At 60.1% G+C, this 12,121-nt stretch carries 10 protein-coding genes; 3 read left to right on the forward strand and 7 right to left on the reverse strand.

All coding sequences use genetic code 11. The features are described 5' to 3' along the window. Positions 1-213: 213 nt before the first annotated feature. The 7 genes from ACR2R1_RS13160 to ACR2R1_RS13190 all read right to left on the reverse strand — a co-directional run bounded on the left by ACR2R1_RS13160 (position 214) and on the right by ACR2R1_RS13190 (position 8,488). The gene (locus ACR2R1_RS13160; RefSeq protein ID WP_434110410.1) at positions 214-1,080 is read right to left on the reverse strand and encodes a phosphate ABC transporter ATP-binding protein; all 867 of its coding nucleotides are present in this window, start codon (positions 1,078-1,080) and stop codon (positions 214-216) included. Continuing rightward, complete coding sequence (pstA, locus tag ACR2R1_RS13165) at positions 1,077-1,949, reverse strand: phosphate ABC transporter permease PstA (RefSeq protein WP_434110412.1); 873 nt, start codon at positions 1,947-1,949, stop codon at positions 1,077-1,079. Before pstA ends, ACR2R1_RS13160 begins: the two co-directional genes overlap by 4 nt. Continuing rightward, positions 1,942-2,820, reverse strand: a complete 879-nt coding sequence (gene pstC, locus ACR2R1_RS13170; RefSeq protein WP_156880118.1) for a phosphate ABC transporter permease subunit PstC — start codon at positions 2,818-2,820, stop codon at positions 1,942-1,944. The genes pstA and pstC overlap by 8 nt, the downstream gene beginning before the upstream one ends. Beyond that, positions 2,777-3,607, reverse strand: coding sequence for a phosphate ABC transporter substrate-binding protein (locus tag ACR2R1_RS13175; protein ID WP_434110414.1), 831 nt, complete (start codon positions 3,605-3,607; stop codon positions 2,777-2,779). Before ACR2R1_RS13175 ends, pstC begins: the two co-directional genes overlap by 44 nt. A gap of 517 nt (positions 3,608-4,124) precedes the next feature. Then, complete coding sequence (locus ACR2R1_RS13180; RefSeq protein WP_434110416.1) at positions 4,125-5,468, reverse strand: SCP2 sterol-binding domain-containing protein; 1,344 nt, start codon at positions 5,466-5,468, stop codon at positions 4,125-4,127. A gap of 44 nt (positions 5,469-5,512) precedes the next feature. Continuing rightward, entirely contained in the window at positions 5,513-5,926 is a 414-nt protein-coding gene (locus ACR2R1_RS13185) for a MarR family winged helix-turn-helix transcriptional regulator (RefSeq protein ID WP_434110418.1), read from the reverse strand. Between the two features lie 414 nt (positions 5,927-6,340). Further along, positions 6,341-8,488: an FAD-dependent oxidoreductase gene (locus ACR2R1_RS13190; protein WP_434110420.1), complete on the reverse strand. Its 2,148-nt coding sequence runs from the start codon at positions 8,486-8,488 to the stop codon at positions 6,341-6,343. A gap of 171 nt (positions 8,489-8,659) precedes the next feature. On the opposite strand from ACR2R1_RS13190, the gene arsS reads away from it, so the two are divergent. The 3 genes from arsS to ACR2R1_RS13205 all read left to right on the forward strand — a co-directional run bounded on the left by arsS (position 8,660) and on the right by ACR2R1_RS13205 (position 11,541). After that, positions 8,660-9,616: an arsenosugar biosynthesis radical SAM (seleno)protein ArsS gene (arsS, locus tag ACR2R1_RS13195; protein WP_434110422.1), complete on the forward strand. Its 957-nt coding sequence runs from the start codon at positions 8,660-8,662 to the stop codon at positions 9,614-9,616. 27 nt (positions 9,617-9,643) lie between these two features. Further along, entirely contained in the window at positions 9,644-10,765 is a 1,122-nt protein-coding gene (locus tag ACR2R1_RS13200) for a methyltransferase domain-containing protein (RefSeq protein WP_434110424.1), read from the forward strand. Positions 10,766-10,971: 206 nt separating this feature from the next. Continuing rightward, positions 10,972-11,541 carry a carboxymuconolactone decarboxylase family protein gene (locus ACR2R1_RS13205; protein WP_434110426.1) on the forward strand — a complete coding sequence of 190 codons (570 nt, stop codon included), beginning with the start codon at positions 10,972-10,974 and terminating at the stop codon, positions 11,539-11,541. The last annotated feature ends 580 nt before the right edge of the window (positions 11,542-12,121 follow it).

Raw genomic sequence — 12,121 nt, forward strand, 5'->3', positions numbered from 1 at the left:
CGCCTCTGCCATCCATGGCTTCTGGACCCCGGCATTCCAATCGCAAACGGGCCTTTAGTCGGCCCCTTCCCTGCCGGGGTGACGTCCTTCGCCTTAACTCAACGGCATTGACCCCGGTCGGGGTCATTCGCGAAATGACGGAGAACCGGGAGGGTTTCATCGCCAAGGTGCGCGAACGGTGGATGCATGGCGCACCGCCGTGACGAATCGACATCACCCCCGCATCCCGCTCACATAGGCCGCCGTTAGATCATGCGCCGGAGCCTCGAAGATCTGTCGGCACTGGCCGAATTCGACGAGAGTCCCGACCCGCTCCCGCAACCAGAAGAAAGCGGCGTAGTTGGCGATTCGTTTTGCCTGAGCCAGGTTGTGGGTAACGATGACCACGGTATAGCGTCCCCTCAACTGGGCGATCATATCTTCTACAATGCCGGAAGCGATGGGATCGAGGGCGCTGCAGGGCTCGTCCATGAGCAGCACGGAAGGCGCGAGAGCGAGCGCACGGGCGATGCACAGGCGCTGCTGCTGACCGCCGGACAGAGCCAAGGCCGGCTTGTCGAGCCGATCCTTGACCTCGGCCCACAGGCCCACATCGGTGAGCACCCGTTCCAGCGTTTCGTCCAGATCGGCGCGCTTTTTCATGCCGTGTTCACGCAGCGGCATCTCGATGTTGCGGCGGATGGACAGCGGAAAGGGATTCGGTTTCTGGAAGATCATACCCACCTCCCGGCGCAGCGCCGACACATCTAGGCGGGGGGCGAGTATATCCTGGCCGCCGATACGGATGCCGCCCTCGACTCGGCAGCCCGGAATCATGTCGGTCAGCCGGTTGAGCGCAGACAGAAAACTCGTCTTCCCGCACCCGGATGGACCGATCAACGCTGTGATACAGCCCTTGTAGATATCCAGCGTTACATCCTTCAGGGCTGGGTGATCGCCGTAGCTTACGGAGAGACTCGTCACCCGGATCAGGGGCTCGGGCACGCAGCAGGGCGGACCGGATTGCAATGGGCCAACGGTATAAGCACCGGCATTTATATTGGGCGAACAGCCGCTGTGTCGGTCGAGAGTTTGCGTCATGGAGCTATGATCCTTCGGTTTAGCCAACGTTCCGCCAGATACAAGGCCGTGCCGTTGATCAGGATGAGCAGGCCGATCAACACCAGCGCTGAGGCGTAGGCATTGCCGTCGCCGCCGGCGACGTTCATCGACAGGTCGTAAATATGGACGGACAGCGCGCGGCCGGAATCGAGGAGCGAGGACGGCATACGATCCACATAGCCGCTGGTGAAAATCAGCGCCGCCGTTTCCGCCATCGCTCGGCCGACGCCCAGCAGCAGTCCGGCCACGAGGCCCGATGACGCCGCCGGCAGCAGGATATGGCGAAGCGCCGCGGTGCGCGACAATCCGAGCGCGGCACTGCCCAGCCGCCAATCGTCGGGCACGGCGCGTAAGGCTCCTTCCGCGGTGCGGATGAGGATGGGCAGCACCATACAGGCGAGGGTCAGGCCGCCGGACAGGATGGAAAAGCCCAGCCCCAGAAAGACGCTGAAGAAAGCATTGCCGAACAGCCCGAAAACGATGGAAGGCACCCCGGCGAGCACATCCAGGCTCAGGCCGACGAGTCGCCCGAACCGACTGCGGGGACGAAGAAATTCCGTCAGCAGCACCGCCGTCGCCAGTCCCAGCGGCACCGCGGCGGCGACGGCCACGCCCAGGATCAGCAGCGTGGAAACCAGGATAGGGCCGATACCCCCGGTCCTGCCGGCGTTCAGCGGCGATGACGACAGGAAAGCCCAGGACAGCCGCTCGGCACCATGCCATAGCAAATCGCCCACCAGCCACAGGAAAGCGCCCGCCACCAGAAGCGCCGAACCCCAGACGGCCAAGGTCATCAGCGGCTCCAGTGTCCGGCTGCGAGCCATTGCGAACCTGCCCGCTTCAGACATGTGAACGCGCTCCGCCCAAGCGCAACGCGGCAACCGCCAGCAGGATGATCATCCCAGTCAGAACCAACCCGGACACGAAAAGTCCCGCACGGTGCTCGCCGGTGGCATAAGCCATCTCCAGAGCGATATTGGCGGTCAGCGTACGCACCGGGTCGAACAGGCTATGAGGGGTTTGCACCACATTGCCGGCAACCATCAGTACGGCCATGGTTTCGCCGAGGGCACGCCCGGCCGCCAGCAGCAGACCCGCGATAATGCCGCTCCGCGCCGCCGGCAGCACCACGCGAAGAACCGTTCCCGAACGCGATATCCCCAACGCCGCCGCGCCGTGCAGGTAAGCCTTGGGCACCGCCGCCAGCGCGGCATCGGCGGTAAGGGCCATAGTGGGCAAGATCATCAGTGTCAGAATGAGGATGCCCGCCAAAAGGCTGGCCCCCGGCGGTTGCCAGCGGGCGATCAGCGGCACCATCACGGTCAAGCCCCAGAGCCCGAACACGACGGAGGGAATGCCGGCGAGCAAGGCCACCATTCGCCGATAAGGGCGGGCGGCGGATGGCGGGGCGTAAAACCGGCAGAACAGTGCCGAGGCCACACCCAAGCCCCCCGCCAGCACCAGCGCCCCGGCGCTGGACGCCAATGTCGCCCAGAGCATGGGGGCGAGGCCGAACAGCCCTTCGGAAGGATGCCAGGCCGCATCGGTGAAAAAGCGCAGCCAACCGATCCGCTTGAGTACCGGCCAGGATTCGTGCAGCAGAAACAGCACGATCAGCACCAGAACCGCGGCTGCCAGTCCGGCCGCGACCGAGAGCCACCCGGCGAGGCGCGCGTCAGTGCGCGAGGGGGACGAAATACTGTGCTTCGACCAAATCATGAACACGTTCCGAGCGGCTGAAGTCGATGAACTGCCGGACCAGCCCTTCAGATTCGGCCTTGGTCACCAAATTCAAAGGCCGGGCCAGCGGAAACCGGCCATTGCGCACATTCTCCACCGATGCATCGACCCCGGCCATGAGCAGCAACTTGATGGGCACGCCCTGAGAGGCCTCGTATTCGGCGGTGCCGATCGAAACGTAGCCGATGGCACTCGTGTTGCCGGCGACGGTCTTGATGCCCTGCTGGTTTTCGCCGATGACCACGTGGGCCTTGATGTCGCCGCTCTTGAGCTGAAAGTGATGCAGGAACAACTCCAGAGTCGAGCGGCCTTCGGCCTTGTTGACCACGGTAATGGGCCGGTCGGCCCCGCCCACGGCACGCCAGCGGGTAATCTTGCCGGTGTAGATGTCGACGATCTGCGGGTCGGTCAGGGTCTGCACCGGATTGTCCTTATGCACGATGAGAGTGATGCCGTCCAGCGCGATGGTGAAGCTTTTGAGGTCCTGCTCGTCGGGCTTGAGCGCCCGCGACACCAGGCCGATATCGGCCAGCCCCGAGCGGGCATCGGCGATGCCCCGCGACGAACCGCCCGACTGCACATCCACTCGAACGCCGGGATTTTCCCGCTCGAAGCGCTTGCCGATCTCCGCCGCCAAGGGCGCGACGGTGCTGGAGCCGGTCAACACCAGCTTCCGCTCGGCCGCCTGCGGAATCGAGGCCGTTGTCGCGACGAGCAGCATGACGGAGAGAGCGCTCAGGTAGCGATTCAAGGATAGGAGCGGCATAAGTGTCGGGTCCTGTGAAAAGGATGTAATCACAAACTTACCGCATCATCGACTTGTCCGATGAAGCGCGGCAAGGGGAATCAGGTTCGTGGCAAGCGCACGAACTTCTTTCTGCGATAGGAGTTTCCGCCGCAGCGGTTCTCGTGAGCTTGCTGTTTACGCGTGACATTTAGTCGAGACAAATTCCACTTCCTTACAAGCTGTTCGATCAGCAAACGCCTCCATCCGCAGCCGTTTCGGCCAGCACCACTTGGCCGCCGCAGAATCATGCATTCATGGCACACTACTGCCGGATTGCACTCACCGGCTAGCACGTGACCGGAGTTCTCTTAGGCTTGGAATGTTTGCCTTCATAAGAATGTCCGTTTTCGACCAAATACTTGAAAGCGGCGAGCGACTTCGGCGCCATCGCCTTTCCGGAGCGACACAATATTCTCCGGCAGGCGTACCGATTGTCCTTCCGCGAGGCGTTGTACGCCAGCGCCGCGAGCCGGTTGTCGCCGTAATCGGCTTGGGTTTACGCAGGAAAACAACGGCCGAACGCCAACAGCAGCCCCGGTGGTCCCTTGAACCGAATTTTTCGACGAATCAGCGCCCAGGCGAGGTACTTCTCCTTTGCCAGGAATTTAAGCCAAGTGCGGCTATCGGCCTTCAGCTGAAAATCCGGACGGCCGCTATGCCCTTCCAGCACCTGGAGTTTTTCGTCACGAATGATGATAGTGGCCTCGATTTTCTCGCCGCCAGTGAAAGTAAAGTGATAGGTGGCGTTGAGGCCTTTTGATTTCCCTCTTTGGAATACATTAGGAAGTCCCTTCAGGAAGGCCGGCACCGAGGTTGGCCTTAGGCTGTTGTTGGCGCGTTTGGCGGTTTTATGCGGAAAACGGCGGGCCACATGGCCTTCCGCATCGGAGCCGGCTATGACGTAGACGGTTTCCTGCTTGTCCTGCAAGGGGCGCACAACGTCTTTGACAAAGCCCTTCCGGTCATTGAGAAACGGTCCGATGACGTCATCGCCCGCCGGACACACCGCCAGACAATAGGCAGCCTTGTAATTCGCCCCGAAAGAAAGGCTTTGCCACATGGAAACGGACTCGGCATCAGAGACTTTCTGTCGGTAACTTCTGGCGTTTGCGCTCGAGGCGATGGCCTCGACCCAGTCGGTGAATCCGCCCATGAACTCCCGATAGTTGTGGGTGTAACAGGCCGAAAAGTCGAAATGCCCGTCGGCTCCGATCGCACCCACGGGACAGGCGGCAACGCAGAGCTTGCATTCGAGGCAGGGGTTGTAGTCAATGGGATGCGACTCCTCGTCGATCTCGGCATCCAGAATGATCGTGCCGAGAAGAACGAAGTTGCCGAACCGGGGATGGATGACATTGCGATGGATACCCATGCGCCCAAGACCTGCCGCCTCGGCTACCGGCTTGTGCGACACCACCCACATCTTGCCGGGCCAGCGATCCGCCTCCATCGGAAATCCCATCGCACCATTGATCGCACGGATGCCTTTTTGCTCCAAAACCCTGACCATTCGCCGGGCGACCTCGTTGATCTCGTCGCCCGTATTGTGGAACTCCAGATTGGCGACGGAACGGGCAGGACTGCGGATGTTCTCCCGGTTCATGCGGCAGACGAAGCTCAAGAGGGTCTTTGCCCACGGGAAGACGCGCAGGATGTCCGCTCGCTGTGCGTCGAGCTCGGACCGGCCAATCCCGATGCAACCGGCGTCGTCCGCGCCGGCTTCCAAAGCCAGTTGGCGTAACCAAGATGCTTCCAGTACTCGCCCGCCAATCGCCTCTTCCGCTGCTGGATCGGTCTCGCGGAAATGCCTGACGGTGGGGTGTTCATCGAGATTCATCATGTATATCTCCTTTTAGTGTATATACACGTAAATGACGAAAAAAATTATTGCGCCTGTGATGCCTCAATCAAGTCCGACAGGCTTCTCATCAGGATTTGCAATCGGTCTTCGCCCATAGCCTCCCTGATTCTGGACTGTGCCTGTTCCCACAGAGGATACGCTTTAAGCAGCACGACCCGTCCTTCGTCGGTAATCGTCACCATCCGGGTGCGGCGATCTTCGCCGGAGGCGACATCAATAAGCCCTTGATTCTCAAGAAGCTCCAGATTACGGCTCAAAGTCGTTCGGTCCATGACGGCGTTCTCGGCAAGCTGGGTCACCGTGATGGGTCCGCTCATATGGACGGCGACCAGAAGCGAATACTGCGTACCCCGGATGCCGGCCGGGCGCAGCATCTCGTCGTAAAGCTGACTCACCGCACGGGTCGCCTTACGGAGATTGAAGCCGGTGCAATCCATACAGCACCGGTAATCCGGCATTTCACTCGAGGGGGCACATGCTTGGGACAAGTTCGGGATACCTACAATTTAAACGAAAGACATTAAGGAGTATATACACGTAATATAGCGTGTCAACAATCACCCGCGCTCTGCCGTCGCGGCTTGGCGGTGATTTTCCGGTCGTTGAGACGGCCATGCGGGGCTATCGAAATATTCATCCTCCGGACGTCGCGAGCCGGTTCTGGAATGCACGGTTCCGTGCACGTAAGGGTTTGCGAAGAAGCTAAGAGTTTTCCGATTCGGCGTGACGGAGCCTGATGTGTAGGTCGGCAACCCTTTGCCGACGTACCGGCTCGGCAAGGGATTGCCGACCTACGCTCTTCCTGCCCGACACGAATCCGTACACCGTAATGAAAACGCCCTATTTGGCCATCACCCCCGCCGCCAGGCATGATACCGCTCCACCCATCGAAGCAGCGCTTCCGGCGCATGCGCGCGTTTCCAGACACCGGCGGCGTATTTATTGGCTTCGGCCAGAGTCGGGTAGATGTGAATGGTGGCGAGTAATTTGTTAAGTCCCAGCCCGTGTTTCATGGCCAGGATGAACTCGGCGATCAGGTCGCCGGCATGTTCGCCGACGAGGGTAACGCCGAGTATCCTGTCCTTGCCCGGTACGGTGAGCACCTTGACGAAACCGTGCGCTTCGCCGTCCGTAATGGCGCGGTCCAGATCGTCGAGGCCATAGCGGCTGATTTCATAAGGAATGCCCCGTTCCTTGGCTTCCTGTTCGTTAAGGCCTACCCGCGCCACTTCCGGATCGGTAAAGGTTGCCCAAGGAATGACCCGGTAATCGGCCCGGAATTTCCTGAAATCGCCGAAGAGCGCGTTGACCGCCGCGTACCAGGCCTGATGGGAAGCCGTATGCGTGAACTGGAACGGCCCGGCCACATCTCCGCAGGCGTAGATATTTGGATAAAGCGTCTGAAGAAACTCGTCGGTTTCGACGGTGCGCGCTTTCGTCGTTTCGATGCCGAGTTCTTCCAGCCCGTAGCCCTTAGTGTTGGCGACGCGGCCGACAGCCACCAGTATTTGGTCGAAGACTATCCGTATCTCTTGCCCCTGGTGTTCGACGATCAGGATTTTCTCGCCGTTCTCGACGATGATCCGTTTGGCTTGATGCTCCAACCGAAGGTCTACGCCCTCGTCGCGGAAACGCCGCGCAATGATTTCGGAGACTTCCGGATCCTCCCGGATCAGCAGTCGGGGCAACATCTCCACCTGAGTAACCCGACTGCCGAATCGGACGAACGCCTGCGCCAGCTCACAACCGATCGGACCACCACCGAGGACGACCAGACGCTTCGGCAATTCGCGGATATCCCAGACGTTGTCCGAAGTGAGGTAGCCCACCTCCTCCAATCCGTGGATAGGCGGCACGAAAGGCCTCGCACCGGCAGCGATGACGATGGCGCGGGTGCTGAGCGTGCGAGTGCCCGCTTCCGTGCGAACCTCCACCGACCAGGGCGAGACGATCCTCGCTTCGCCCTCGATCACCTCAACGCCCAATTCGGTGTAACGTTCCTCCGAATCGTGCGGCGCCACAGTCCGTATCACCCGCTGCACCCGTTCCATCGCATCGGCGAAATCGAACTCCGCAGAGGCCCGGCGGATGCCGAACTCGGGTGCCCGACCGATCTGGCTCAGCAGTTTCGCCGTGCGTATCAGGGCTTTCGAAGGGACACAGCCGGTGTTGAGGCAATCTCCGCCCATGCGGTGTTTCTCGATCAGCGTCACCTTTGCCTTCACGGCGGCCGCGATATAGGCGGTGACCAGACCTGCAGAACCCGCACCGATCACCACCAGGTTACGGTCGAAGCGTTTGGGTTTTTCCCAGGGCTCATATACCTTGCGGGCCTTGATCGTATCCACCAGCCTGCGGGCCAGCAGCGGGAACAGCCCCAATAGGGCGAATGACAAAAGCAGGCCGGGCGAGAGGATGTCCGACAGGGATTCGATCTTGGCCAACTGCGTGCCGGCATTCACGTAAACCAGGGTTCCAGGCAACATGCCCACTTGGCTCACCCAATAAAATGTGCGAGTGGGTATGGCGGTCAGGCCCATTAGAAGATTGATGACGAAGAACGGAAACGCCGGCACCAGCCGCAAGGTAAACAGGTAAAAAGCGCCGTCACGGACGATGCCGGAATCGATGGCTTTCAGACGCTCGCCGAACCGGGCTTTGACCGCGTCGCGAAACAAAAAGCGGGATGCGAGAAAGGCCAAGGTTGCCCCGATGGTCGAAGCGAAAGATACAATCACCGTGCCCCACAGCAGACCGAAGACGGCGCCGCCGGCCAGAGTCAGCACCGCCGCGCCGGGCAGGGACAGCCCCGTGACCGCTACATAGAGGAGGCCGTAAATCGTGATGGCGAGGAAAGGATGGGCGGTTCGATAAGCGGCGATGGCTTCCTGCTGGGCTTTCAACGTCTCCAAAGTGAAAAAGCGTTGCAGGTCGAAGGCGAAAAAAGCCCAAGCAAGCGACAGGAGGACGATGACAAGACCGATACGGTAAGGGTTCATGACGGATTTCCCTAAAGGCAATGGTCGAATAATGCTATTAATTGGTCGGACAATGAGATAGAAAACTTACAGCCGCACCGGGATGATTTTCTTCGCGACGCTGTAAGATTTCGTCTCGGCAGGCGACTAATGATTTAAATTTTCCACTTCCCGACGGAGTCTAAGCCGCGCATGCATGCAATATTGCCCTTGGTACGATCCAGCAATTTTCCCGTCATCGTCCGCGGAGAGCTGGACACGGTGCAAGTGAACCTGGGTTACCGCTGCAATCAGACCTGCCTGCATTGCCACGTCAATGCCGGACCGAAACGCAAGGAGATGATGGACAGGGAAACCGTGGACCAGGTGCTCGATCTGCTGCGGCGGGCCGGAGTCGCCACCTTGGATTTGACCGGAGGCGCCCCTGAGATGAACCCGCATTTCCGCCATCTGGTGGAGAGCGCGCGGGACTTAGGTCTACAAGTGATCGACCGCTGCAACCTCACCATTCTGGAAGAACCCGGTTACGAGAGCCTCGCCGATTTTCTGGCCGCGCAAAAGGTGGAAATCACGGCTTCCCTCCCCTGTTACCTCGAAGATAACGTGGACCGGCAACGCGGCAACGGGGTATTCGAAGCGAGCCTTCGCGCCTTGAAAAGGCTCAACGGACTCGGCTACGGCCGACCCGGCACGGGGTTGATCCTGAACCTGGTCTACAACCCCCAGGGGCCGACATTGCCGCCGGCCCAGGAGGAACTGGAAGCCGCCTACCATCGAGAGCTGAAGGCCCGCTACGACCTCGTCTTCAACCGGCTTTATGCCCTCGCCAACATGCCCATCCAGCGCTTCGGCAGCACCCTGGTGTCGAAAGGCCAGTTCGAACCCTACATGCGCTTGCTGAAAAGCGCCCATCGCGATGAAAACCTGGAAGGCATCATGTGCCGCAGCCTGATCAGCATCGATTGGCAAGGTTACGTCCACGACTGCGATTTCAACCAGATGCTGGGCTTGCCGCTGGGCGGGCGACAGCGTCATATCACGGAAATCGATGCAACCGCATTGCAAGGCCAGGCCATCGCCACGGCCGATCATTGCTATGGCTGCACCGCCGGCTGCGGCAGCTCCTGCGGTGGCGCATTGAACACGTAGAAAGAGAACAGTGAATCTGGAGAGCCCATGATGTTTGTAGAAGAGTCGGTACGAGAACGCTATTCCGAAGGTGCTCGCGAGAGGCAGGCAGCCTTGTGTTGCCCGGTGGATTACGACCGCGAGCTATTGAAATTGCTGCCTCGGGAAATCATCGACAAGGATTACGGCTGCGGGGATCCCTCCCGCTATGTACGTGAAGGTGATACCGTGCTCGACCTGGGCTCGGGCGGCGGCAAGATTTGTTATATGGCGGCACAAGTGGTCGGCCCTCAAGGGCTGATCATCGGCGTCGACATGAACGACGACATGCTGGCCCTGGCTCGCAAATACCAGTCGGAAATGGCCGAGAAACTGGGCGGCGACCGGGTGCGTTTCCACAAGGGTTATATCCAGGATTTGGCCTTGGACGTCGCCGCAATGGAACGCTATCTGGCCGAGCGGCCGATCACCGACGCGGCGTCCCTGGCGGCGCTGAAATCCTGGCAGGCCAGGCAGCGCAAAACCCAGCCGCTGATTGCCGACGCTTCGGTGGATTTGGTCATTTCCAACTGCGTGCTGAACCTGGTGGGCGATGACGAAAAAACGCAACTGGTGCGGGAAATTTTCCGGGTGCTCAAACCGGGCGGACGGGTTGCCATCTCCGACATCGTCGCCGACGAGCCCGTGCCCCAACATCTGAAGGACGATCCCGCGCTGTGGAGCGGCTGCATCTCCGGCGCCTTCGAGGAACGGGAGTTCGTCCGAGCCTTCGAGCAAGCCGGCTTCGGCGCCGTGTGTCTGGACAAATGGGAAGCCGAACCCTGGCAGGTGCTCGAGAACATCGAATTCCGCGCCGTCACCCTGGTCGCCGTCAAAGGCTACGGCCGGGAATGCCTGGACCGGGGCCATGCGGTGATCTATCGCGGCCCTTACGCGGAAGTGCGCGACGAGGAGGGCCATATCTTCCCGCGCGGCGAGCGCATTGCCGTATGCGAGCGAACCTTCCGCACCCTCACCGAAGGCCCTTATCAGAAGCACTTCATCGGCATCGAACCAAAGATTCTCGCCGAACCGGTGGCTTGGTGCGCGCCACCGGGAACCCGCCGTCCGGCAGCGGAAACCAAGGGCGGGCGACAAATCGCCGAATGCGGCGGGGAAAAATGCTGCTGAAGTTGAGCTGAGACCATAATTTTCCCAGGGACGATCTTCAGACTGCGACGACTCGCGGACTGAAGATCGCGCCCACCGCCACATACCGAAAACCTGAAGCAATCGTAGGTCGGCAATCCCTTGCCGACCTACTTCGGGCGCTACACCAAACCGGAAAATGGTCTAAACCCTGACTCCACCGTTACACACAGAAAACCGGAAGCCCTATGAGCTTTGTCGACACCCCCGAGAACTACAGCTATGCCTGGTACCTGCGCCCGGTATTAGCCCTGATGCGCCGGCGTTTGCGGGTTCTGCCGGAACCTGTGCGCCTGTGGGCACGCCTGCCGCTGGCGTTCGTCGGCTTTCAGTTGATGAATTTGGCCCTGGAACGTAAATCTTCACCCTTGAGCGGTGCGCTGCGCGCCCTGATCCGCACTCGCATCGCCCAGCTCAACTCATGCCATTTCTGCATCGATCTCAACGCCTCCCATGCTCTTGACCGGGGCGTATCGCCAGAGCAATTGCACGATCTGATCGGGTTTAGGGATTCGCCTCGATTCAGCGAGGCGGAAAGAGCCGCTCTAGCCTACGTGGAGGCCATCACGGGCACCGGAATCGAGATAGATCAGGATTTGATCGACCGATTACGGCAAGCCTTCGGCGACGATGGCATCGTGGAACTGGCGGCGCTCGCCGCGCATCAGAACCTGTCCGCCAAGTTCAACGCGGCCCTCGGAGTACCGGCCCAAGGCTTTTGTATGACCGCTCACGGAATTGCTGCGCCGGATCGGTGAACGACTCTTCCTCGGCAAGATTTCGGCCAGAGGGGCGTCGTCCAAGACGACGAGAAAGAAGAATCAGTTCATGTAGCTTGAACGTTTGCTCAGTCGGCAGGTGAAGTCTCGGCTCTAGTAGACGTAGGCAATACCGGCGAGTCGGAGGACGCGACGAGCAGACACACGTTTAGAATCAGTTGCCGGATGTCACCTAGAAAGTTGCCCTGCCCGCTCTTTGGGACGGAAAGGCTCGAAAAATCAGAGCAGTAGTTTCAATCTCCGCCACAGCCCATGGGAGACCGGGAAACGAAGCGCTGGATAGAGTCAACGGAATCTGTGGCAACTACCCGATTGGCCGATCTTGACGGCCAGAGCGCTGGAGGCTCGCGGCGGCTGCACAGCGCAAGGGCTTTCCAACATGCCGCTGGCAGATATGAATACCCCCGGCATTTTCGAGCAATGTCACGATTTGGTCACGTGACAATGCTCGGAGTGGCTGGGGGACCTGGATTCGAACCAGGGTTTACGGAGTCAGAGTCCGTTGCAACGTGACGCAAGGACACGAAAAACAACCAAATACAAACACTTACAATTCAAA

Source organism: Methylocaldum sp. GT1TLB, assembly GCF_051027445.1.
GTDB lineage: Bacteria > Pseudomonadota > Gammaproteobacteria > Methylococcales > Methylococcaceae > Methylocaldum.